This is a genomic window from Streptomyces sp. NPDC012466 (assembly GCF_042955215.1).
Lineage (GTDB): Bacteria > Actinomycetota > Actinomycetes > Streptomycetales > Streptomycetaceae > Streptomyces.
In genome coordinates this window covers 39,360-62,169 of sequence record NZ_JBIBEQ010000005.1, presented here as the reverse complement: position 1 = coordinate 62,169, position 22,810 = coordinate 39,360, and the positions used below count along the sequence as shown (strand labels likewise).

General features: G+C 73.2%; 21 protein-coding genes and 1 pseudogene. 8 read left to right on the top strand and 14 right to left on the bottom strand.

The genetic code is table 11. The features are described from left to right. Positions 1 to 83: 83 nt before the first annotated feature. Together aspA and ACFY9E_RS19385 are read left to right on the top strand one after the other, a co-directional pair. Positions 84 to 1,493 carry an aspartate ammonia-lyase gene (aspA, locus tag ACFY9E_RS19390; RefSeq protein WP_390985307.1) on the top strand — a complete coding sequence of 470 codons (1,410 nt, stop codon included), beginning with the start codon at positions 84 to 86 and terminating at the stop codon, positions 1,491 to 1,493. 34 nt (positions 1,494 to 1,527) lie between these two features. Beyond that, on the top strand, positions 1,528 to 2,460 hold the full coding sequence (locus tag ACFY9E_RS19385) for a glutaminase (RefSeq protein WP_390985304.1): 933 nt from the start codon (positions 1,528 to 1,530) through the stop codon (positions 2,458 to 2,460). A gap of 29 nt (positions 2,461 to 2,489) precedes the next feature. Here the strand turns inward: ACFY9E_RS19385 and ACFY9E_RS19380 are convergent, their stop codons facing one another. Continuing rightward, positions 2,490 to 3,251: an alpha/beta fold hydrolase gene (locus tag ACFY9E_RS19380; protein WP_390985302.1), complete on the bottom strand. Its 762-nt coding sequence runs from the start codon at positions 3,249 to 3,251 to the stop codon at positions 2,490 to 2,492. Positions 3,252 to 3,404: 153 nt separating this feature from the next. On the opposite strand from ACFY9E_RS19380, the gene mptB reads away from it, so the two are divergent. Both mptB and ACFY9E_RS19370 read left to right on the top strand, forming a co-directional pair. Further along, positions 3,405 to 4,808: a polyprenol phosphomannose-dependent alpha 1,6 mannosyltransferase MptB gene (gene mptB / locus ACFY9E_RS19375; protein ID WP_390985299.1), complete on the top strand. Its 1,404-nt coding sequence runs from the start codon at positions 3,405 to 3,407 to the stop codon at positions 4,806 to 4,808. Further along, complete coding sequence (locus tag ACFY9E_RS19370) at positions 4,805 to 6,190, top strand: glycosyltransferase 87 family protein (protein WP_390985297.1); 1,386 nt, start codon at positions 4,805 to 4,807, stop codon at positions 6,188 to 6,190. The genes mptB and ACFY9E_RS19370 overlap by 4 nt, the downstream gene beginning before the upstream one ends. A gap of 59 nt (positions 6,191 to 6,249) precedes the next feature. On the opposite strand, the pseudogene ACFY9E_RS19365 reads toward ACFY9E_RS19370, so the two are convergent. From ACFY9E_RS19365 to ACFY9E_RS19350, 4 genes and pseudogenes are all read right to left on the bottom strand, one after another. Further along, positions 6,250 to 7,014 (bottom strand): annotated as a pseudogene (locus tag ACFY9E_RS19365) (D-alanyl-D-alanine carboxypeptidase family protein); the annotation flags it as partial. Between the two features lie 285 nt (positions 7,015 to 7,299). Beyond that, on the bottom strand, positions 7,300 to 8,442 hold the full coding sequence (gene rho / locus ACFY9E_RS19360; RefSeq protein WP_390985294.1) for a transcription termination factor Rho: 1,143 nt from the start codon (positions 8,440 to 8,442) through the stop codon (positions 7,300 to 7,302). Between the two features lie 264 nt (positions 8,443 to 8,706). Next, positions 8,707 to 9,534, bottom strand: a complete 828-nt coding sequence (locus tag ACFY9E_RS19355) for a methyltransferase (protein WP_390985291.1) — start codon at positions 9,532 to 9,534, stop codon at positions 8,707 to 8,709. A 69-nt stretch (positions 9,535 to 9,603) separates the two neighbouring features. Beyond that, the gene (locus ACFY9E_RS19350) at positions 9,604 to 10,002 is read right to left on the bottom strand and encodes a nuclear transport factor 2 family protein (RefSeq protein WP_390985289.1); all 399 of its coding nucleotides are present in this window, start codon (positions 10,000 to 10,002) and stop codon (positions 9,604 to 9,606) included. A 68-nt stretch (positions 10,003 to 10,070) separates the two neighbouring features. Here ACFY9E_RS19350 and ACFY9E_RS19345 point away from each other — a divergent pair, with 68 nt between their 5' ends. Continuing rightward, a complete protein-coding gene (locus ACFY9E_RS19345; RefSeq protein WP_390985286.1) occupies positions 10,071 to 10,634 on the top strand; it encodes a helix-turn-helix transcriptional regulator in 564 nt (187 codons plus the stop codon). A 4-nt stretch (positions 10,635 to 10,638) separates the two neighbouring features. Beyond that, entirely contained in the window at positions 10,639 to 11,370 is a 732-nt protein-coding gene (locus tag ACFY9E_RS19340; protein WP_390985283.1) for a methyltransferase domain-containing protein, read from the top strand. A gap of 36 nt (positions 11,371 to 11,406) precedes the next feature. Here the strand turns inward: ACFY9E_RS19340 and ACFY9E_RS19335 are convergent, their stop codons facing one another. The 7 genes from ACFY9E_RS19335 to ACFY9E_RS19305 all read right to left on the bottom strand — a co-directional run bounded on the left by ACFY9E_RS19335 (position 11,407) and on the right by ACFY9E_RS19305 (position 17,701). After that, positions 11,407 to 12,228: an alpha/beta fold hydrolase gene (locus tag ACFY9E_RS19335; RefSeq protein WP_390985280.1), complete on the bottom strand. Its 822-nt coding sequence runs from the start codon at positions 12,226 to 12,228 to the stop codon at positions 11,407 to 11,409. A 340-nt stretch (positions 12,229 to 12,568) separates the two neighbouring features. Further along, the gene (locus ACFY9E_RS19330) at positions 12,569 to 13,735 is read right to left on the bottom strand and encodes a serine hydrolase (RefSeq protein WP_390985277.1); all 1,167 of its coding nucleotides are present in this window, start codon (positions 13,733 to 13,735) and stop codon (positions 12,569 to 12,571) included. A 112-nt stretch (positions 13,736 to 13,847) separates the two neighbouring features. Continuing rightward, entirely contained in the window at positions 13,848 to 14,816 is a 969-nt protein-coding gene (locus ACFY9E_RS19325) for an acetylxylan esterase (protein WP_390985275.1), read from the bottom strand. Between the two features lie 250 nt (positions 14,817 to 15,066). Next, entirely contained in the window at positions 15,067 to 15,651 is a 585-nt protein-coding gene (locus tag ACFY9E_RS19320) for a hypothetical protein (RefSeq protein WP_390985274.1), read from the bottom strand. Between the two features lie 211 nt (positions 15,652 to 15,862). Next, the gene (locus tag ACFY9E_RS19315) at positions 15,863 to 16,618 is read right to left on the bottom strand and encodes an FAD-binding oxidoreductase (protein ID WP_390985271.1); all 756 of its coding nucleotides are present in this window, start codon (positions 16,616 to 16,618) and stop codon (positions 15,863 to 15,865) included. After that, positions 16,611 to 17,216, bottom strand: coding sequence for a molybdopterin-dependent oxidoreductase (locus tag ACFY9E_RS19310; RefSeq protein ID WP_390985268.1), 606 nt, complete (start codon positions 17,214 to 17,216; stop codon positions 16,611 to 16,613). The genes ACFY9E_RS19315 and ACFY9E_RS19310 overlap by 8 nt, the downstream gene beginning before the upstream one ends. A gap of 86 nt (positions 17,217 to 17,302) precedes the next feature. Next, the gene (locus ACFY9E_RS19305; protein WP_390986577.1) at positions 17,303 to 17,701 is read right to left on the bottom strand and encodes a MarR family transcriptional regulator; all 399 of its coding nucleotides are present in this window, start codon (positions 17,699 to 17,701) and stop codon (positions 17,303 to 17,305) included. Positions 17,702 to 18,011: 310 nt separating this feature from the next. On the opposite strand from ACFY9E_RS19305, the gene ACFY9E_RS19300 reads away from it, so the two are divergent. Next, on the top strand, positions 18,012 to 18,815 hold the full coding sequence (locus ACFY9E_RS19300) for a putative protein N(5)-glutamine methyltransferase (RefSeq protein WP_390985266.1): 804 nt from the start codon (positions 18,012 to 18,014) through the stop codon (positions 18,813 to 18,815). A gap of 22 nt (positions 18,816 to 18,837) precedes the next feature. Here ACFY9E_RS19300 and ACFY9E_RS19295 read toward each other — a convergent pair whose 3' ends face one another. Next, positions 18,838 to 20,916: a SpoIIE family protein phosphatase gene (locus ACFY9E_RS19295; RefSeq protein WP_390985263.1), complete on the bottom strand. Its 2,079-nt coding sequence runs from the start codon at positions 20,914 to 20,916 to the stop codon at positions 18,838 to 18,840. A 252-nt stretch (positions 20,917 to 21,168) separates the two neighbouring features. Between ACFY9E_RS19295 and ACFY9E_RS19290 the strand changes: the two genes are divergently transcribed. Further along, positions 21,169 to 21,537, top strand: coding sequence for a hypothetical protein (locus ACFY9E_RS19290; protein WP_390986575.1), 369 nt, complete (start codon positions 21,169 to 21,171; stop codon positions 21,535 to 21,537). A gap of 7 nt (positions 21,538 to 21,544) precedes the next feature. Here the strand turns inward: ACFY9E_RS19290 and ACFY9E_RS19285 are convergent, their stop codons facing one another. Next, entirely contained in the window at positions 21,545 to 22,714 is a 1,170-nt protein-coding gene (locus ACFY9E_RS19285; protein WP_390985260.1) for a M20/M25/M40 family metallo-hydrolase, read from the bottom strand. Positions 22,715 to 22,810 lie beyond the last annotated feature (96 nt).

Genomic DNA, 22,810 nt, shown 5'->3' with positions numbered 1-22,810 from the left:
CGTGGCTGACCGCGCAGTTCCCCGCGCCCCTGAAGGGGCGCACACCCACCCTCACTCACCTCGGAAAGAGGACCCTCACCGCCATGACCGCCGCCACCCGCTCCGAGCACGACCTGCTCGGCGACCGTGACGTTCCCGCCGAGGCGTACTGGGGTGTGCACACCCTGCGGGCCACGGAGAACTTCCCGATCACGGGCATGCCCATCTCCGCCTACCCGCACCTGATCGACGCCCTCGCCGCCGTCAAGGAGGCCGCCGCCCTCGCCAACGAGGAACTCGGCCTGCTGGACCCGAAGAAGGCCGCCGCCATCGTCGAGGCCTGCCGAGAGATCCGCGACGGCGGACTGCACGACCAGTTCGTCGTGGACGTCGTCCAGGGCGGCGCCGGCACCTCCACCAACATGAACGCCAACGAGGTCGTGGCGAACCGGGCGCTGGAACTGCTGGGCCACGCCAAGGGCGAGTACGGGTTCCTGCACCCGAACGAGGACGTCAACCTCGGCCAGTCCACCAACGACGTCTACCCGACCGCCGTCAAGATCGCGACGGTGTTCGCGGTGCGCGGGCTGCTCGACGCGATGTCCCTCCTCCAGGACACGTTCGCGCACAAGGCCGTCGAGTTCCACGACGTGCTCAAGATGGGCCGTACCCAGTTGCAGGACGCCGTGCCCATGACGCTGGGGCAGGAGTTCTCGGCCTATGCCGTCATGCTGGACGAGGACCGGTCCCGCCTCGCCGAGGCCGTCCAGCTGATCCACGAGATCAACCTGGGCGCGACCGCGATCGGCACCGGCCTCAACGCCCCCGCCGGATACGCCGAGGCCGCTCGCCGCCACCTCGCGGCCATCACCGGACTGCCCCTGGTCACGGCGGCCAACCTGGTCGAGGCGACCCAGGACTGCGGCGCCTTCGTGCAGATGTCCGGCGTGCTCAAGCGCATCGCGGTGAAGCTCTCCAAGAGCTGCAACGACCTGCGGCTGCTGTCCTCCGGCCCGCGTGCCGGCCTGGGCGAGATCAACCTGCCGCCCGTGCAGGCCGGTTCGTCCATCATGCCCGGCAAGGTCAACCCGGTGATACCCGAGGTCGTCAACCAGGTCGCCTTCGAGGTGATCGGCAACGACGTCACCATCACCATGGCCGCCGAGGCCGGACAGCTCCAGCTCAACGCCTTCGAGCCGATCATTCTGCACTCCCTGTCGGAGTCCATCACGCACTTGCGCAACGCGTGCGTGACCCTGGCCGAGCGCTGCGTGTCCGGCATCACCGCCAACACCGAGGCGCTGCGCACCAGTGTCGAGAACTCCATCGGCCTGGTGACCGCCCTCAACCCGCACATCGGCTACACGGCCGCCACCGACATCGCCAAGGAGGCCCTGGCCACCGGCCGGGGCGTGGCCGAACTCGTCCTGGAGAAGGGCCTGCTGCCCGCCGAGACACTCGCCGCCCTGCTGCGCCCCGAGGTCCTGGCAGGCAGCGGCCGGACCCCGGCCTGACCTGCCGGAGCGCACCGGGACCGGCGGAGGGACAATGGTGATCATGACGTCGTCGACGACCTTCCAGCCGGTCCTGGAGCGCATCGCCGAGGAGATCGAGCGGACCCCCGGCCGCGGCCGGCCCGCCGACTACATCCCGGCACTCGCCGCCTGCGACCCGCGGCGCTTCGGCATGGCCGTCGCCGACCTCGACGGCACCGTGTACGGGGTGGGGGACTGGCGACAGCCCTTCTCCGCGCAGTCCCTCACCAAGGTCTTCACCCTCGCCCTCGACCTGGCCCGCGAGGGCGACGCCCTGTGGGAGCACGTGGGACGCGAGCCCTCCGGCAACCCCTTCAACTCCCTGGTGCAGCTGGAGTACGAGAACGGCATCCCGCGCAACCCGTTCATCAACGCCGGCGCCCTCGTCGTCACCGACCGGCTGCACACCCGGACCGGTGACGCCTCGGGCGAACTGCTGGCGTTCCTGCGGGCGGAGAGCGGCAATCCGGACCTGACCTTCGACAAGGAGGTCGCCGCCTCCGAGTCCGCCCACGGCGACCGCAACGCCGCGCTCGGCCACTTCATGGCGTCGTACGGCAACATCGACAACCCCGTGCCCACGCTCCTGGAGCAGTACTTCCGCCAGTGCTCCATCGCCGCCTCCTGCGCCGACCTCGCCCTCGCCACGAGCTTCCTCGCCCGGCACGGTATCCGCGCCGACGGCACCCGCCTGCTCTCGCGCAGCCAGGCCAAGCAGATCAACGCGATCATGCTGACCTGCGGCACGTACGACGCGGCGGGCGACTTCGCCTACCGTGTGGGCCTGCCCGGCAAGAGCGGCGTGGGAGGCGGCATCATCGCGGTCGTCCCGGGCCGCTGCACCCTGTGCGTGTGGAGCCCGGGCCTGGACGAGCGGGGCAACTCGGTGGCGGGCGTGGCGGCGCTCGACCGCTTCACGACCCTGACCGGGCTGTCGGTCTTCTGACCGCCGGTACCACCCCGCCCGGGGCTCGCTCAGCCGAGGAACTCCTCCAGCACGGGCAGCAGCAGGTCCGTGCGCCGCATGAGGGTCATGTGGGTGGTGTCCGGGAGGACCGCCAGCCGGGCGTCGGGGATCAGGTCCCGCATCTCGGCGGCGTGCTCGACGCGCAGGAAGTCCGTGTCGCCGAGCACCAGGAGCGTGGGTGCCACGAGGCCGCGCAGGTCGTCCGCGGTCCACGGCAGCGGCGCGTGCGCGGCGGCCCCGCACTTGGCCATGAAGGCCTCGAAGTGCCCCGGATCCGGCGCGGCGGCCGCGTAGGCGTCGGCCATCTCCCGGAAGTCCGCCGCGCTCGGCAGCCGCGGCGAGGCGTACTCCGGGTCCCGGACCTCCTCGTAGTAGCCGTCCTGCCGGTAATGGGTGGAGGCGAGGACCAGCCGCCCCACGCGCTCGGGGTGGCGCACCGCCGTCTCCAGGGCGGTCAGGCCGCCGAGGCTGAAACCGAGGACGTCCGCCTTCTCGATGCCCAGCTCGTCCAGCAGGGCGACCACGTCCGAGGCGAGGTCCGGCACGCTCATCTCCCGCGCGATGTCGGCGGTGTGCCCGTGCCCCTGCAACTCGGGAGCCACGACACGGCGCGTGGCCGAGAGCACCGGGAGCACGGCCCCGAAGGAGAGGCCGATCGTGAGGACCCCGCCGTGCAACAGCACCAGAGGCCGCCGCCCGCTGTCGGCGCCGTGCAGCTCGTAGTACATCTCCAGGCCGTCGACCTTCGCGTATGCCGACTCACTGGTCATGGGATCACGTCCGTTTCTAGGTGCACCGACGCCGGTAGGACTCTCGCCGCGGCGGAAACTCATCGCCGGCGATCACCGGCCGGTCACAAGCAGGCCGCCCGGCGGAGACAGGAGCGCCCTCTTCCGGCCATCCGCCGCTGACACGCTGCCCGAGTGTTGGCCACGGCTTTCCCCGTCGATCTCCGTCGCTGCCAGATACTCGGTCTGGCCGGTACCGCCTGCCTCGCCCTGGGCGGTGAGACGGCCGGTGCCCTGCCCGTGGCGGACCTCCTCCGCCCGGCCTCCGTTCACGCCGCCCTCGGACTGGTCGGGGTGTACTTCGGCGTCGTCCTGCTGATCGCGGCCTGGGCGCTGCTGGGCGGGCTGGTCCGCGGGCCCGGACCACCCGCTCCCCGCGCCCTGCTGCTCGTCCTCGCCACCTGGGCGGCCCCGCTGCTGCTCGCCCCGCCGCTGTTCAGCCGGGACGTCTACAGCTACCTCGCGCAGGGCGCGATGGTCGAGGCGCACATGGACGTGTACGCGCACGGGCCGTCCCGGCTCGGCGGTCCGCTCGCCGACGAGGTCGCCCCGCTGTGGCGGCACACGGGCGCCCCGTACGGCCCCGTGTTCCTCGCCGTCGCGGCGGCGCTGTCGGGCCTGACCCGCGGCGAACTGCCCGCCGGGCTGTTCGGCATGCGGCTCGTCGCCCTCGCCGGCGTGGCCCTGATGGCGGCCGCGCTGCCCCGCCTCGCGCGGCACAGCGGTGCCGACCCGTCCGCCGCGCTGTGGCTCGGCGCCCTCAACCCGCTCGTCCTGCTGCACCTGGTCGCGGGCGCCCACAACGACGCCGTCATGCTCGGCCTGCTCGGCGTCGGCCTGGTGGCGGCGCTCGGCCGGTGGCCGGTCCTCGGAGCCGTCCTCGTCACCCTCGCCGCCCTGGTCAAGGCGCCCGCCGTGCTCGGACTCGCCGCCGTCGTCGTCCTCCAGGTCCGCGCGGGCCGCAGCCCGGCCAAGGCCCTCGTGACCACCACGGCCGCGGCAGCGGCGACCACCGTCGCCGCGACCGCCGCGGCCGGCACCGGATACGGCTGGGTCGGCGCCCTCACCACCCCCGTCTCACCCCGGAACTGGGCCCTGACCACGCTCCTCGGCCGCGCCACCCGGGCCCTGCTGGAGCACCTCGGCAGCGATCTCGCACCCCTGGCCATCCCCGCCTGGCACGCGCTGGGCATCGTGGCCGCCGTGGTCGCGATCGTGCTGATCTGGCTGCGACTGCGCCCCCGGCCGGTGTACGCGCTCGGCCTGTCCCTGGCGGCGCTGGCCGCCCTCGGCCCGGCGATCCGCCCCTGGTACGCGCTGTGGGGCGTGTTCCTCATCGCCGCCGCCACGCCCAGTACGTCCGTACGCCACCGCATGGCGGCGGTGACCGGCGTGCTCGCCCTGTGCGTCCTGCCCAGCGGAGGCCCGGCGGACACGGGGCAGCTCGTGCTCGCCGTCTGCGGCGGCGCACTCGCGGTCGTCGTGCTGTGGCAGGCCCACCAGGCCGAGCTCGCCCCGGTTCCGGGACGCGCGGCATGACCCCGGCCCTGCCGCGCACCGACCGGGGCCGGCTGCTGCTGGTGCTCGCCCTCGCCACGCTGGTGACCGTCTTCACCGCGACCGTGCCGCTGCTGCGCGACTGGTTCGACCTGCGCGTCTACTACGGCAGCATCGACACCTGGGTCCACCACGGCGGCCGCCTCTACGACTACCGGGTGCCCGGGACGACGTACGGCTTCACCTACCCGCCGTTCGCCGCGGTCGCCATGCTGCCGATGGCCCTGCTGGGCCCGCACACCGCGATCGCCGCCGCCCTGCTGCTCAACCTGGCCGCTCTGGCCGTGATCCTGTGCCTGCTCGCCGGAGCGGACCGGCGGCGCCCCGGCTGGTTCGGCTGGGCCCTGATCATCTGTCTGCTCGCCCTCTTCGAACCGCTTCGCGACACCCTCAGCTTCGGCCAGGTCAACCTTCTGCTCCTGGCCCTCGTCCTCGTCGACGCGACGCTGCTCGCCACCGGACGCGGACGCCTGGCGGGTGCCGGCATCGGGCTCGCGGCCGCGATCAAGCTCACGCCCGCCCTGTTCATCGGCATGCTGCTGGTGGCCCGACGGTGGCGCGAGGCCGCTGTCGCCACCGCCGTCGCCCTCGCGGCGACGGCCCTCGCGGTGGGGGTGGACCCGGACGCCTCGCGCTTCTACTGGACCGAGGCACTGTGGGACACCGACCGCGTCGGACGTCTCGGCTACGTCTCGAACCAGTCGGTGCAGGGCATCCTGGCCCGGCTCGGCGAACCGGACCGCGCGGTGTGGGCGGTCGCGGTCCTGCTGGTCCTGGGGGTGTGGGCGCTGCGGACGCGCCGGGCGGTCGCCGCGGCGGACTGGACGGCGGCGTTCGCCCTGACCGGCCTCGCCGCCTGTCTCGTCAGCCCGGTCACCTGGGTGCACCATCTCGTGTGGCTGCTGCCGTCCTTCGCCGTGCTGATCCGCGCGGGGCGTCTCCGGGTCGCGGGCGCCCTGTACGCGGTGCTGTGCACCAGCGTGGTGTGGCTGTGGTTCGACGACGCGTCCGGCGTCGACGGGTTCCTGGGCGGCAACGCCTATGCCTGGATCACCCTGGGACTGCTGCTGTGGCTGCCGGTGGGTCAGTCCCGCCCGGGTCTGCGGACCGGAAGCCGCAGCACCAGGACCACGACGGCCGCGCCCGTACCGGCGGCACCCGCGATCAGCCCCGCCTCCGTCCAGGCGGAACCGTGTTCCTCCGGGACGGCCGCCGCGGCGACGGCGGGCGGCGTCGTCGCCGGCCTGGCCGGGCTGGGCGGCGCGCCGAGCGAGCCCACCGCCCGGACCTTCCCGGACGACGTGAAGCCCCAGTCGAGCAGCGAGCGCGCCTCCTCGTACACGGCGGACCCGCCGCCCTCCTGAGGGTTCATCACCGTCACGACCAGGGTGCGCCCGTCCCGCCGCGCCGCGGCCACGAGCGTGCTGCCGGCCTTGCTGGTGTATCCGTTCTTGATGCCGATCAGCCCGCGGTACGGCTTCACGCCCCGGGCGCCGCTCAGCAGCCGGTTGGTGTTGCGGATCGGGTACGACCAGTCGCCGCCGCCGGGGAACCTGGCCTCGACCGTGGCGCAGTACCGGGCGAAGTCGGGGTTGCGCAGTCCCACCCGGCCGAAGACCGCCAGGTCGTACGCCGACGACACCTGGCCCGGTGCGTCGTAGCCGTCGGGTGACACCACGTGGGTGTCGAGGGCGCCGAGGGACCGTGCCTTGGCCTGCATCCGCTCGGCGGTGAGCCGCCAGCCGCCGTTGAGCTCGGCCAGGACGTGCACGGCGTCGTTGCCCGAGTTGAGGAAGACGCCGCGCCACAGGTCGCCGATCCGGTACGTACGGCCCTCGGCGACACCGACCAGGCTGCTGCCGGCACCGATGCCCCGCAGCTCCCGCTCGCGGACCGTGTGCCGGATGCCCGCCGGCAGCCCGGGCAGCACGGTGAGGGCGAACAGGGTCTTCAGGGTGCTGGCCGGGGGCAGCCTGCGGTGGGCGTTGTGGGCGGCCAGCACCTCGCCGGTACGGGCGTCGGCCACCAGCCAGGACAGGGCGGAGACCTTCGGGACGCGGGGTGCCCCGGCGCGCGGGCGGACCTGAGTGCCGGGGCGGTACAGCAGCGAGGGGTGTGGGGCCGCGGCCCTCGGCCCGCCCGGCGGAGTGGGCTCGGCCCCGCCGGGATCGGCCGCCGCCGTGGGCATCAGCGCCAGGAGCCCTGACACGCAGAGCGCACCGGCCGATACGGCCACCCGGGAAGAGAATCCGAAAATCATATGATCAACGTAGAAAACGGACCCGCTCCGCGCGGTGACGACGGGGCCGCACTCCCCGCGCTAGCACCCGGATGGATGATCTCCCGCGCCCGGCTCTCCGGCCGTCCGCGCGTCCTCGGCGAGCACGCCCCGGCCCGGATCGACACGCCCTCGGCGCCGTGGACGGACGCGTCCCCGACTGCTCGGTGGCTCCTCGGGGAGCGGGGAGTCCCGTCAGTCCGAGGGCAGGGTCGGCTGGATGCGCCGCAGGAACGTCGCGTTGTCCGGTGTCTCGCGCATGCGCTCCAGGAGGGTCTCCAGACCACCCTGCCCGTCGCGGCCCCGCAGCACGCGCCGCAGCCCGTGGACGGCCGTCAACTCGGCCGGACGCAGCAGGAGTTCCTCCCGGCGGGTGCCGGAGGGGGTGATGTCGACGGCCGGGAACACGCGTCGGGACGCCGGGTCCCGGCTCAGGCGGAGTTCCATGTTGCCGGTGCCCTTCAGCTCCTCGAAGTAGAAGTCGTCGGCCCGGGAGCCGGTCTCCACCAGAGCGGTCGCGAGGATCGTGAGCGAACCGCCCTCCTCGGCCGACCGGGCGGCACCGAAGAACCGCTTGGGACCGGTCAGCGCGGACGCGTCGACCCCTCCGGTGAGGATGCGGCCACCGGACGCGGCCGCGTTGTTGTGCGCCCGGCACAGCCGGGTCAGGGAGTCGAGGAGGATGACGACGTCCTCGCCGGCCTCGACGAGCCGCTTGGCGCGCTCGATCACCAGGTCGGCGAGCGCGATGTGCTGTCCGGCGCTGCGGTCGAAGGTCGAGGCGTAGACCTCGCCCCGCACACAGCGCCGCATGTCGGTGACCTCCTCGGGCCGCTCGTCGAGCAGCAGCATCATCAGCCGGCACTCGGGATGGTTGCCGCTGACGGCGGCCGCGATCTGCTGGAGAAGGACGGTCTTGCCGGTTTTGGGCGGGGCCACGAGAAGCCCGCGCTGGCCCTTGCCGACCGGTGCGATCAGGTCGACGACGCGTCCGGCCAGTCCGGCGGCCGGGTGCTCGAGCCGCAGCCGTTCGTGCGGGTGCAGCGGCGTCAGGTCATGGAAGTGGCGCCGCCCGCGCAGGTCCCCGGGTGTCCGGTCGTCGATCCGTGCGACGTCGGTCAGGGCGCGCCGGTCGCCGGGCACGCCCTCGATGAAGTCGCCCTTGCGCAGGCCGTACCGGCGGATCAGTGCGGGTGAGACCGCGGTGTCGGCGGGTGTGGGCAGGCAGTTCGCGGGGCGCAGGTGTCCCCTTCCGCTCGCGTCGATGTCGAGGACGCCGGACACGGTCCGGGCCGGGGACTGCTGCTGCGCGGACGGCTGTTCGAGTGTGGTGGTCATGGTGGTGGTGTCCTTTCACGGACGGCAGGCATGAGACATGCGAAGGCAAGGGGGGAGAGGGCCGCGAAGGGAGGGCCTGTGGCACGCCTCCGGGCGGCGGGGAAACAGCGCCTCGGATACGACGGAACGCGTCGATGGCGCTGGAAATGAAGGAGAGAGGTAAGGAACCGGCACCGGCGCCCACAAGAAGGGGCGTGCACGAGTGCTGCTCGGATCGTACCACCGAGAGCGGTGGATGTGGGCCGTCCGCCTCGGCGGGTTACCTCAGCGGGTGGCCAGCAGCCCGTACAGCAACGGGATCCGCGGCTCGGGCAGCCGCCACCAGCCGGACTCCGTACGGACCATCCGCGGCCAGCGCGGCCAGGGAAGTTCGTCGCCTTCCCGCAGTCGCCGCACGGCGAGTCCCGCATCCGTCAACGCGTTGACGACCTCGCCCATTCCGTGCATCCACTCGTAACTGTCCGTGGCGCCCTCGACGGCCGGGCCGTCCGTGTAGGTGTGGGTCCCGTCGCGGTGCACCGGGCCCGCGCCGCCCAGGTAGTCGTGGCGCAGCAGCAGTTCGGGGCCCTCGTCCGGCGCGGGCTTCGGCCCGAGCGAGTTGAGCAGGGGATGGAACTCGACGACGTACAACCGCCCGCCGGGGCGCAGGAGCCGGCCGATGACCTCCGCCCACCGGTCCAGGTCGGGGAGGTAGCACAGCGCGCCCTTGCCGGTGTAGACGACGTCGAACCGCCGCCCGTCCAGGGCCTCGACGGCGTCGTACACGTTCGCCCGGACGTACGTCACGTCCGCGCCGGCCTTCGCCGCGATGCCCTGGGCCGCGGCCACGGATGCCTCGGAGAAGTCGAGACCGACGGCCCGGGCGCCGCGCCGCGCGAAGGCGATCGTCTCCGTGCCGAGGTGACACTGCAGATGCAGCACGTCACGCCCGGCCAGCTCGCCGAGGTCCTCCCACTCGAACGGGGCGAACCAGCGCTCCGGTTCGGGGTCCTGATCGAGACCGTAGAACCGGCTGGCGAGGTGGACGGGCGTGCGGGCGTCCCAGTTCGCCTGGTTGGCCCGCATCAGCCGGTCGTGCTCGGCGGACGTCATGGGGACATCCAACCCTGAACCGGCCGCGGGCGCCGGGAGAACGCGGGAACGGGTCTCAGGACCTGTCGCTCAGAGCGAGCGGGTCCGCGCTTCCTCGGCGATCCGCTCGAACTGCTCGCCCATGGCCGCCGCGAGCGCCTGGGCCGCGGACAACGGGCGCACCATCACCGTGAGTTCGTCGATGAGCCCGTTGTCGTCGACGTGGATGAAGTCGCAGCCCTCGATCTCCCGGTCGCCCACGCGCGCGGTGAAGACCAGGGCGTGGTCGCGGCCGTTCACGTCGTTGATCTCGCGCACGTAGCGGAAGTCCTGGAAGACCCCGGACACCGCCCGCAGGATCGCCGCCGTGATCGCCTTCCCGGCGTACGGCTTGAACACGACCGGGCTGGTGAAGACGACGTCCGGCGCCAGCAGCGCCTCGGCGGCGTCGAGGTCGAGCTTCTCGACCGCCTCACGGAATGCACGCATCGAACCGCCTTAGTCAATTTGTTGAGTAAGTGCGGAGTAGATTAGTCAACCGTTGGTACGGTGTCCACATGTCTCTCAAGTACGCCGTCCTCGCGGCGCTCCTGGAGGGCGAGGCCTCGGGGTACGAGCTGTCCAAGGTGTTCGACGTGTCGCTGGCCAACTTCTGGGCCTGCACACCCCAGCAGCTCTACCGGGAACTGGAGCGCCTCGCGCAGGACGGACTGATCGAGGCCAGGGTGGTGCGCCAGGAACGGCGGCCCGACAAACGCATGTTCACCCTGACCGAGGCCGGCCGCGAGGACCTGCGCACGTTCGCCGCCACACCGCCCCGGCGGCCGACCGCCATCCGCGACGAACTCCTCATCAAGATCCAGGCGATGGACGGCGCGGACCCCGGGGCGACCCGTGCGCTGGTCGAGGAGCGCGCCACGTGGGCCCGCGCCAAGCTCGCCCGCTACCTCCGCGTCCGCGAGCGCCTCCTGGCCGGCCGCGGCGAGGAGGAGTACCTGCGGGAGGCCGACCGCGTCGGCCCGTATCTCACCCTGATGGGAGGCATCGGCTTCGAGGAGGAGAACCTCCGCTGGTGCGAACGCGTCCTCAGCGCCCTGCAGCAGCGCGCTCGCCTAGGCTGAGCCGATGTTCAGCCCCGAAGGACCCCGTCTGCGCGAGCTCGCCGTCCAGGCGCTGTCGTCCGTCGAGCGCGGTTACGACCTCCTCGCGCCGAAGTTCGACCACACGCCTTTCCGGACTCCCGACACCGTCCTCGAAGCCGTCGGGTCCGCCCTGCGGCGGGCGGGGCCCTTCGGTGCCGGGCTCGACCTGTGCTGCGGCACCGGCGCGGGCGTCGGCGTCCTCGCGCGGCTGTGCGAGGAACGGGTCACGGGCGTCGACTTCAGCGCGGGCATGCTCGATGTCGCACGGCAGCGGGCCGGGTCGCAGGGTCCGCCGGTCTCCTGGGTCCGGGCCGACGCGCGCGCCCTGCCCTTCGGCCTGGCCTTCGACCTGGTGGTGAGCTTCGGGGCCTTCGGGCACTTCCTGCCCCGCGAACTGCCCGGACTGTTCGCGCAGGTCCGCTCCGTCCTGCGGCCGGGCGGCTGCTTCGCGTTCCCGCTGGTCGCGCCGCCCCGCCCGGCCTCCGTCGGCTACTGGACGCTGCTGGGCTTCGACACCGTGATGCGGGTGCGCAACGCGCTCTGGCGGCCTCCGTTCGTCATGTACTACCGCGCGTTCCGCCTCGGGGACGTGCAGCGCGAACTCGCGGCGGCCGGCTTCCGGGTGGAACTCCACGCGCTGGAGGAGTTCGGGCGGCGCCCCGACGGGAGCCCCCGGGTGCGGCTCGTCATGGCCCGGCTGCCGGACACCCCGTAGGCCCCGGTACGACGCCGCCCCCGCGGCAGGTGCTCGTCAGCCGCGCAGGAAGTTCAGCAGATCGTCGTTGAACGCCTTCTCGTAGTCGCCGACCAGGCCGTGCGGGGCGCCCGGGTACACCTTCAGCGTCGCGTCCTTCACGAGCTGGGACGTCCGGTGGGCCGAGGCGGCGATCGGCACGATCTGGTCGTCGTCCCCGTGCGCGACGAGCGTCGGTACGTCGACGCGCCGCAGGTCCTCGGTGAAGTCCGTCTCGGAGAACTGCGCGACGCAGTCGTAGGCACCCTTCAGCCCGGCCTGCATGCTCCACATCCAGAACGCCCGCCGCACGCCTTCCGACACGGCGGCGCCGGGCCGGTTGAAGCCGTAGAAGCTCTCGCTCAACTCCCAGTAGAACTGCGCACGGTCGGCCGCGACGCCGTCGCGGATCCCGTCGAAGACGTCCTTCGGTGTGCCCTGCGGGTTGGCCTCGGTCCGCAGCATCAGCGGCGGCACCGCACCCAGCAGTACGACCTTCGCGACCCGTGCGGTCCCGTGCCGCCCGATGTAGCGGGCCACCTCGCCGCCGCCGGTCGAATGGCCCACGAGGACCGCGTCGTTGAGGTCCAGCGCCTCGATCAGCTCGGCCAGGTCGTCGGCGTAGCGGTCCATGTGGTTGCCCTGCCAGGGCTGGCCCGAGCGGCCGTGGCCGCGCCGGTCGTGCGCGATCGCCCGGAAGCCGTGCTCGGCGACCAGCCGGGCCTGCCCGTCCCACGTGTCCGCGTTGAGGGGCCAGCCGTGGCTGAACACCACGGGCTGCCCCTCGCCCCAGTCCTTGTAGTAGAGCTCGGTTCCGTCGGACGTCGTGAACGTGGTCATGGAGGATCCTCTCGGAGTCGCCTGGGGGAGCCGTGCCGTGTCTCGATGATCTCCGTCATCTCCCGGAACCCGCGCCGGCGGTCCGCCGAACGGGTGACTGGCGCTGGACGGCCCGCTGCGCCGGTGCGCGGCCCGGCGCAGTGAACTCGCAGACCCGTGCTTCCTACCGGGGCTATCCCTGGGCCGACGGGTGGTCGTGCGCGCCGGGGGGCATGCCGTCGCTCCTGCCGGTGACGTGCGGTAGCCGTACGGGCTCGGTACGCCACCAGATCCAGCATTGGTCTGAGCCAGCCGGGAAGGGCGGGCGCGGGCGGTCCGGCCGGAACCGGCCCGCCCGCCCTCACAGCGCGCTGTACAGGGCGTCGACCAGGGCCGTCTTCCGCGGGTCGTTGGCGATATGAGGACCCATCCGGTTCATCACATAGCCGAGGGACACTCCCGCCTCGGGGTCGGCGAGCCCGCAGGAGCCGCCGAAGCCGTCGTGTCCGAAAGCGCGCGGGTTGGGCCCGTAGGAGCCGTCGGGTCCGCTGAGCCAGAGTCCGAGCCCCACTTCCGTCTCATGCTCGAAACCGGCGCCGAGCACCAGGTCCCGGCAGCTGCCCTGCCCCTCGCGGACCCGTTCGGCCGCCTCACGGGACAGCAGACGGTGCCCTCCGTGGGAGCCGAACCCCGCGAAGACGCCGTACAGCGACGCGACCGCACGCGCGGTGCCGTGCCCGTTCGCCGCCGGGATCTCGGCGGCCCGCCACTCGGGTGTGCCGGCCCCCGCGGCGGACACCGCCGGGTTGGTCAGCGCGGCGATCGCCGCGGGCGCCAACTGGGCGAAGACGGCCGCCTGTTCGCTGCTCGCCGGGGCCGCCGGCTGGACCAGTTCGGCCGCCCGGCCGAAGTCCCGCACCGGGAGGCCGATGCGGAAGTCGACGCCGAGCGGCCCCGTCACCTCCCGCGCGAGGAAGGCCCCGGGCCGCAGCCCCGACACCCGCCGGACGACCTCGCCGACGAGATGGCCGTAGGTCAGCGCGTGGTAGCCGGACCGGGTGCCCGGTTCCCACCACGGTTCGGTCGCCGCGAGCCGCTGTGTGGTCAGCTCCCAGTCGCAGAGCTGCTCCAGCGAGTGCGGTTCCCGCAGGCCGGCCAGGCCGGCGCGGTGGGACAGCAGGTGCCGGACGAGAACCTTCTCCTTGCCCGCCGCGGCGAACTCGGGCCAGTACACGGCCACCGGCGCGTCCAGGTCCAGCAGCCCCCGGTCGGCGAGGAGGTGCGCGCACAGCGCCACCGGTCCCTTGGTCGTGGACCACACGTTGACCAGCGTGTCCCGTTCCCACGGCCGGGAGCGCGCCGCGTCCGCCCAGCCGCCCCACAGATCCACCACGGTCGCGCCGCCGACCGTGACGGCCACCGCGGCGCCCAGTTCGCCCCGCTCCCGGAAGTTCGCCTCGAACGCCCTGCGTACCGCGGTGAACCGCGGGTCGCAGTGACCGTGCACCTGTGTCTCGTTCCCGGACATGAGCCCCCTCCGCCGACGGTCCTCGGCCCGGGCCGCCGTGTCGCGGTCCGGGCGCGATGAACGTACCGACTGGTCGGACCGGGAGGAAGCCCGTCGGGGGTGAACGGCCGGATCAGATGTACGAGCGCATCCAGCGCAGCTTGGCCGCCTCCTGGAAGGGGCCGCCGCCCTCGTGGTCGTTGAAGTCGTAGACCTCGATCGTCTTGTCCTCGTGGCTCCAGGCGTTGAAGGCCGCGAAGACGGTCGAGGGCGGGCAGGTCTGGTCCTCCAGCGCGGCCGAGAAGAGGGCGGGGGCCCGGCCGCGGGCGGCGAAGTGGACGCCGTCGAAGTACGACACCGTGCGCAGGGCGTCCTCGGAGCGGCCGCGGTGCGTCTTGAGGTAGAGGCCGATCTCCCGGTACGGCTGCCGGTCCGTGAGCGTCGTCGCACGTGGGAAGTCGCACAGGAACGGCACGTCCGGCGCGATGCCCGCCAGGTCCGGGACCAGGCCGCCGACCGCGATCGTGATGCCGCCGCCCTGGCTGGAACCGACGGCCACCGTGCGCGCCGGGTCGGTGAGGGGGTGCGAGCGGGCCGCCTCCACCGCACGCACCGCGTCCGTGTAGACCCGGCGGTAGTAGTAGTTCTCCGGGGCGTCGATGCCGCGCGTCATGAAACCGGGGTATGCGGGCGCACCACCCACCGGGTCCGCCGTGCCGCCGCCCCCGCCCCAGGCGCTGCCCTGCCCACGGGTGTCCATCACGAAGTGCGCCCGCCCCGAGGACGCCCAGAGCAGATGCTCGTGCGGGAGGCCGCGCCCTCCGCCGTAACCGATGAACTCCACGACCAGCGGCAGCGGGCCGTCCGCCCCGGCCGGCAGGGTCAGCCAGCCCTTGACCGGATGGCCGCCGAAGCCCGCGTACGTCACGTCGAACACCTGCACGGTGGACAGGCCCGTGTCGACCGGTTCGAAGCGGGCGTCCAGGTCGTGCCGGCGTGCCTCCTGGAGGGTCTCGGACCAGAACGCGTCGAAGTCCTCCGGCTCGATGGCCGCGCTGCGGTACTCGCGGAGTTCGTCGAGAGGAAGGTCGAACAGGGCCATGCTGGACCACCTTGGGTGAGGAGCGGCTACGGGGCGGTGCGGATGATCACACTACGGCGGTGGTCGGAGGACTCGCCAGGGTTTTGTTCTGGTCTGTCTGCGGAGTGCTGCCCGACCGGAGCGGATGATGCCTGGTCACGGGCTTGGGAGCGCGATCACGGGCGAGAGTGCTGGAGACCGTCTCGCGCGCGGGTGGTCGGGTCACCTGGTGTGCGTGAGGGCGGACGGCCGTGCGGGACGCTGCCGCGTCTCATGCGCGGCGGTGCGTCCACTGCGGTTCCGTGCGGGCCCACGCCCGGTCCCACTCCGCCAGGCGGCGGCGCAGTGCCACCCGGCGTACGAGGAAGTGGCCGAGGAGCACCACGAGCACCGCACCGCCCGCGGCGCAGGTACCGAGGGTGAGGGTGTGCTGCCAGACGGCCGTGTCGTCCACCGGCGGCAGCACGTTCCGCCCCTGCCGGTCGAACCAGACGTCCACGGTCTCGCCCCGCCGGGTGTCCGCGGGGATCCGAGCCGTCGTGGTGCGTGTGCCTCCGCCCGGCTCCGTCCAGCGCACGGTCGCCCGGTACGCGTGCTGCCCCCCGGCCTGCACCGACGGCAGCGAGTCGCCCTTCCCGCCGATCACCTCGGCCCGGACGCGATGTCGCTCGGCCCGCTGCTCCGCCGACACCGACCGGGCCTCGCCGTGGGCCCACGAGGCGGCCGCCACCCCCGCCAGGGGCGCGCCCACGAGGATGAGGACGGCGACCACCAGCAGCGTCCACCCCTCGACGACATCCGACCGGCGCCGCAGCGGACTGCGCCGCCAACGCCAGCCGCGCACCCGGGTTCGCATGCCCACCTCCTCGCCCTCACCGCGGCCGGGGGGCCGGACCGGCTGCGGTGCGCCGCCGCTCCCTCCGCGTCCCGCCGCGCGTGCGAGTGCCCACACCGACGGGGTACCCCCTCCCGCACCCCTCGATCGCTCCGGGGCAGTACGGACGGGAGGAGCGGCGAGCCGGACCCCCGGGCTGGGTGCCCGGCGCGACCACGGCGAAACGGCGAGGTCAGCCGAAACGCTCGATCCGGATCCGGTCCACCGGCTGACCGGCCGTCACGAGCAGCCGGGAGGCGTGCTCGGCGAAGGAGTTGGAGCCGCACACATAGGCCTCCCACCCACCGGGAGGCTGCTGGGCCAGGAGCGGCGCCACATGTGCGGCCGCCATACGTCCCACCGCCGCCCCCTCCGGCGCGCTCCGGGTGAAGACGGGCGTCGTCTCGGCGCCGAACTCCCGGGCGTAGATGAGCTCCTCGGGGCTGCGCGCGGACACCACCAGCCGCAGCGGCACGGTCAGGTTCCGCGCCCGGTGGTGCCGGACCATCGACATCAGCGGTACGACACCGGAGCCGGCGCCGATGAGAAGGGCGGGCCGGTCGCCCGGCCAGGCGAAGAAGCCGCTCACCGGGCCCCGCACCTCGACCCGGTCGCCGGGCCGGGCGACGGTGTGGAACCAGCCCGAGACCTCGCCGCCCTCGACGTGATCCAGGGTCAGCTCGACGTGCCCCGATTCGTCCGGAGCGGACGCGATCGAGTAGTGGCGCTGGGCCGCGTAGCCGTCCTCGGCGGTCAGCCGCACCATCAGGTGCTGGCCGGGCAGATGCCCCGGCCACCCGGGCACGGCGAGCCGGAAGGTGGCGGCGCGGGGGGTCTCGCGGCGGATCTCGGTGAGCGTGGCGGTCCGCCACTCGGAGGCGGCCTGCTCGCTCACCTCGATGCGCCCGGGCACGGCGAACCGCGTGGGAGGCACGAAGGTCTCAGTCACCGGAGTACCTCTGCTCCTCCCAGGGGTTGCCCCGTTCGTGATAGCCGTTCTGCTCCCAGAAGCCCGGCTCGTCGTGGTCGAGGATCCGCAGGCCCGCGATCCACTTGGCGCTCTTCCAGAAGTACAGGTGCGGCACCAGCAGCCGTGCCGGGCCGCCGTGCTCGGGGGCGAGGGGCCGTCCGTCGTACTCCCAGGCGATCCACGCGCGCCCGCCGGTCAGGTCGGCGAGCGGGAGGTTGGCCGTGTAACCGGTGTGCGAGTAGGCGACGGCATGGGTGGCCGACGCCTGGGGCCGGACCACGTCCAGGAAGGCGTCCAGGGACACGCCCGAGAACCGCACCCCGAACTTCGACCAGCTCGTCACGCAGTGGATGGCGCCCTCGTACGCCGACGGCGGCAGCCGGTGCGCCTCCTCCCAGTCCCAGGTGCGGGGCTCGGCCACCAGCCCGTCGATACGGAAGGTCCAGTCGGCGGGTGCCAGCTCGGGAGTGACCTCGGCGGACAGGACGGGCCAGTCGTCGCCGGCGTCGTACTGGCCGGGCGGCAGACCGGGATCGGCGACGCGAGGGCGCCCGGTGAAGCCTCGGGTGATGTGCATGCGGTGGTGCCTCCGGGCCGGCCGGCGGTGCCCCGCCGGACCGGTGTGCTCAGTGTTTGCGTGTTCAACCGTACGTGCAGGGTGTCCTAGTCCTGCCGGCCGGGACCGGGCCGCGCGTTGTAGCGCACGAGGTAGTCCGCGAACCGGCTCAGGTCCTCCGTCGGCCAGTCGGCCAGGCGTTCGAGAAAGGCCGCCCGGCGGCTCTCGGTGACCTGTGCCAGGAGGTGCCGCCCGGTGTCCGTCAGGTGCAGCGCCTGGACGCGGTGGTCCTGCGCGTCGGGCCGGCGCTCGATGAGGCCGGCGCGCTCCAGCCCGGCCACCTGGCGGCTCACGGTGGACTTGTCCAGGGCGTAGTGGGCGGCCAGGTCGGTGGCCCGGCACCCGCCGCTCTCCTCCAGATGCCCCAGCAGCGTGTACGACACCAGCGACAGCTCGGGATGCATCCGGCCCGCGGCGGCACGGGCGCGGCGGGCGAAGACCGTCATCTCCCGCTGGATGGTCTCCACGGCGTCGGCGGTGTGCACGGGACCTCCCTCACCGGATGCTGCTCGACTTCCCTCCATGGTTGCATGACCCAACCACCTGCCGGGCGGGGCGGCCGATCGCCGTACCGGGCGGCCGGCCCGTCGGGTAGGGTTGCCGTCCGGCCGGGGAGGGACCCCGTCGTCGGAAGCCGAGGAGGTGAGCCCCATCACCGCTGTGTCAGCTCGGGCGCTCTCCTCTCGATGTCGCGCCGATCGCCGGTCGTAGGCGATCGCCGGAGCGCCCTTCGGCTCCCGAAAGGCTCTTGGCTTCATGCCGTCCGTGTCCGAACTTCCACCGTCCAGCCCCTCTTCCCGTGACTCCGTCGTCGCCGCCCTGCGCGCCGCGGGGTGCGTCTTCGCCGAGGACGAGGCCGAGTTGATCCTCACCGCCGCGCGCACCCCGGCCGAGGCCGTCGCCATGGTCGAACGCCGTGTCGCGGGCCTGCCGCTCGAACTCGTCGTCGGCTGGGCCGAGTTCCGGGGTCTGCGCATCACCGTCGCCCCCGGCGTCTTCGTGCCGCGCCGGCGCACCGAGTTCCTGGTCGAGCAGGCCCTGGAACGGGCGCCCGACGCCACCGTCGTCGTGGACCTGTGCTGCGGCTCGGGTGCCGTCGGAGCGGCGCTGGCCGCCGCCCTCGGCCGCGTCGAACTGCACGCCGCCGACATCGACCCGGCCGCCGTACGGTGCGCCCGCGGCAACATCGCCGCCGCCGGCGGCCGTGTCCACCAGGGTGATCTGTTCGAGGCGCTGCCCGCCGCGCTGCGTGGCCGCGTCGGCATCCTCGCCGCCAACGTGCCCTACGTGCCCAGCGACGAGATCGGGCTGCTGCCGCTGGAGGCCCGCGACCACGAGCCGCTGGTCGCCCTCGACGGCGGCACGGACGGCCTCGACGTCCTGCGGCGGGTCGCGGCCGAGGCGCCGCACTGGCTCGCCCCCGGCGGCTGCGTCCTGGTGGAGACCAGCCGGCACCAGGCGTCGGCCGCCGTCGGCACCTTCGAGCGCAACGGCCTCACGACCCGGCTGGCCGTGTCGCGGGAGTGGTACGCCCATGTGGTGATCGGCGTCCGGCCGTAGGGCGGCCTCGCCGGCCGAGCCCTCAGGCCGGTGCGGTCGCCCGCGCGATGAGCAGGGCCACGTCGTCGAAGTTGTCCGGCTCGTGCAGCGTGCGCAGGAGGAGGTCGCAGACCTCCTCCAGCGGCCGGTCGGGCCCGTCGAGCAGGGACAGCAGCGTGTCGAGCCGTTCGTCGAGCGGGTCGCGCCGGGTCTCGACGAGGCCGTCGGTGTAGAACACCAGCCGGTCGCCGGGTTCGAGGTCGACGGTGGTCGTGGAGAAGGCGACACCGCCCACGCCGAGCGGCACCCCGGTCGGCAGGTCGAGCAGCTCCGGCGGCCTGCCGGCCCGGACGCGCACCGGCGGCAGATGTCCGGCGTTGGCGATCCGGCACTGCCGCAGACGCGGATCGTGGATGGCGTAGACACAGGTCGCGATGGACTGCTCCAGGCCTGCGGTGATCTTGTCGAGGTGCTCCAGGAGCACGTGCGGGTCGAGGTCGAGGGAGGCGAGGGTGTTGGTCGCCGTGCGCAACCGCCCCATGGCCGCCGCGGCGGGGATGCCGCTGCCCATCACATCGCCCACGACGAGCGCCGTCTTGCCGCCGTCCAGCGGGATCACGTCGAACCAGTCACCGCCGACCTCGCTCGTCGCCCCGGCCGGCTGGTAGCGGGAGGCGACCTCCAGCCCGCCCGTCACCGGCGGATGGCTGGGCAGCAGGCTGCGCTGGAGGGTGAGCGCGGTCTCGCGGGCGCCCTGGTACCAGCGGGCGTTGTCGATCTGCACGGCGGCCCGGGCGGCCAGCTCCCGCGCCAGCATCAGGTCGTCCTCGCTGAACGGCAGCGGATTGCGGGTGCGTTTGAGGTCCAGGGCGCCCAGCACCTCGCCGCGGGCGATCAGCGGCACCGCCAGATACGAGTGCACCCCGGCCCGGCTCAGCAGCTCGGCCGCCTCGGAGGAACGGGCGATGTGGTCCAGGTCCTCGTCCTTGACCTCCGGCAGCATCACGGGGCTGGCCGTGCGCACGCACCGGGTGACGAGCCGGTCGGAGGCGTACCGGGCGACCTTCCCGGGAGGGTCGGCCGCCTCCAGCGCCTCGGCGGAGTCGTACCCCTCGACCGCCAGCGCCCGGATCACGGCGGCCTCGGCAGGGCCGAGGCTCGTGCGCCGGCCCTGCACCACCGCGTCCAGCAGGTCGACGGCCGCGATGTCGGCGAGCTCCGGCACGGCCACCTCGGCCAGCTCACGGGCCGTGCGGTCCAGATCCAGCGTGGTGCCGATCCGGCCCGAGGCGTCGGCGATCAGGGCCAGCCGCCGCCGCGCCGCCTCGGCCTCGATGCCCGCCCGGTACTGCTCGGTGACGTCGACGATCGACACGGCCACGCCCAGGATCGTCCCGAAGGCGTTCTCCAGCCGGTACAGCGAGATCGACCAGGCGTGGTCCTCGTGCGGGTCGGCCGGGGTGCGGCCGATCGTGGCCTGGTCGACGACCGGTGTGCCCGTCTCCAGCACCCGGCGGGTGGCGGCCTCCAGGGCGTCGACGTCCATCCGCGGCACCACCTCGCGGACCGTGCGGCCGAGATGCTCCTCGGCCGGCACGCCGTTGATCTCCTCCAGTGCCTTGTTGACCGAGACGTACCGCAGCTCGGTGTCCAGCACGGCCAGCCCGATCGGGGACTGCGCGATCATCCGCGTCGACAGCGCCACCTCCCGCTCCAGCCGGTGCACGGTCGTCTGGTCGGCGCACAGCCCCAGCGCGTAGACGTCGCCCTGGTCGTCCAGCAGCCGCATGTTGCGGAACTCCACCAATTGCGTGCTGCCGTCCTTGCGGCGGATCGGGAAGGCCCCCGCCCAGCTCTGCCCGGTGCCCATGACGTCGGCGAAGAGCTTGACCACGAGGTCGACGTGCTGCTCGTGGACCATGATGCGGGCGGCGTACTGCCCGAGCGCCTCCCCGGCCTCGTAGCCGAACAGTTCCTCGGCCTGCGGGCTCCACAGCACGATGCGGCCCTCGGAGTCCAGGACCACCGAGGCCACGCGCAGCACGTCGAGCAGGCCGCTCGGGCGCACCGCCCCGCGTACCGGACCTTCGCTCTCGGACTCGGGAGACCCGGCTGCACTCATCCCACGCCCCGCCTTCGCCGTCCTCACGGCACGCCGTCGTGTGCCGACACCCCATGTTCTACCGCGCGGAGCCGTTTCTCCGAGGCCCCTTCCGTGTCAGCTTCCACCATCTCCCACCCCGGCGCGGGCCGCCCCGCAAACCCGTCACCGCGCAGGGGACACCGCCGGTAGTGCTCGCCGGAAGGTGGTGCTTTGCTGGGGTAGGGGCGGATACGGCATGTGGTGGCCGCGAGAGGAGCGATCACGATGGCGATGAATGACGAGCGACCGCACCCGCACTCCGTCTCGGTGGAGATCAGCGGGTGCAGCAAGCACGACGCCCGGATCGTGTTCGACGCGCTGTGTTCCTGCTTCGAGTCCGACCGGTGCGCCGACGACGTGCCCGAGGACCTGCACGAGACCCGTCCGACCGTCTGGCTCGGCACCTTCGACGTCGCCGACGAGCACGAGCCCCCGCGGCCGGTCCACCTGTCGTCCTCCGTCGAGGCCGACCTGCACGGCGGCTACTGGGCGATCGAACGGTTCCGCACGACCCTGGACTCGCTGTTCGACGTGCACGATCTGAGCACGGCCTCCGGCGACCAGGAGAAGGAACTGCACGTGCGCCTGCAGAGCAGGTGAGTGCCGCTCACTCCGTCAGCAGGTCGAGGAGTGCACGCCGGTAGACGGCGTGCACCACGGGCAGCTCCGCCAGGTGCACGAGTTCGTCCACGCCGTGCAGCCCCTCGTAGGGCAGGCCGAAGCCGGCCGTGGCGGGGATGCCTGCGCCCGCCAGGAGATTGCCGATGTTCGACGGGCCGGCCGTCTTGGCCCGTACCCGCAGCCCCTGCCCGGCCGCGGCGCCCAGGAGCGCGGCGGCCGGCTGCTCGTCCTCCGCCAGCCGGTACGGCGGCCAGGACGCCACCGCCGTGACCTCCGCCGGCCGCGGGGACGGCATCGCCGTGTCCAGTCCCGTCACCGTCGCCCGGACCAGGTGCTCGGCGGCGCGGGCGTCGAAGCCCGGCGTGGTGCGGACGTCCACGCCGATCTCGCAGCGGTCCGGGACGACGGAGAAGCCCTCACCGCCGTGGCAGTAGGTCACCGTCAGCTTCGGCGGCAGCGGGAATTCCCCGCTCGCCCCGGGCAGCGGGGCCGCGTCCAGCAGCCCTACGAGGCGCGCCGCCCGCGACACCGCGCCGAGCACCGGCCGGCGCGACCCGGAGTGCCCCGACGTCCCGTGGACGGCGATCCGGGCCCGCCACAGTCCGCGTCCGCCGACGACGACCTCGTCGAGACCCGGGTAGCCGATCATCACGCCGGCCGGGCGGACCGCGTCCGGGTCGGCGAGGTAGGCCCGGGCGCCCCCGAAGCCGCCCGTGTGCTCGTCGGCGTCGAGCAGCACCGCGAGTCCGCCGCGCAGTGCGGCGGCCCGGCCGTGCAACTCGGCCGCGAGGTGGCAGAACAGGGCGGCGGCGAGCTTCGAGTCGGCGGCGCCCCGGCCCCGCAGCCGCCCGTCGACGACGTCCCCGGCGGCGGGCGGGAAGGACCAGGCCGTCTCGTCGCCGTACGGGGCGGTGTCGACGCACGCGTCCAGGGCCCACCAGGGCCCGGGCCGGCCGCCCGCGATCTCCACCAGCAGTGCGACCGGGCGGCGGGCGCCGTCGTGCAGCCGGCGGCACGGCAGCCCGTGGACGGTGAGCCAGTCCTCCAGAACCGCCAGGACGGGTTCGTGGTCGTCGAGGCCGGCCCGGCTCGGGCGGCGGATCAGCTCGCCCGCGAGATCCACCACTGCGGACAGCGGCCCAAGGTCCCTGGTCATGGCCCTACTGTGCCCTCCATCACCTTGTGCAACTAGTTGCATAAACCGGCGGTAGTCCTCTACAACTACAGGCACGACACCGCGCACGGAGGGCCC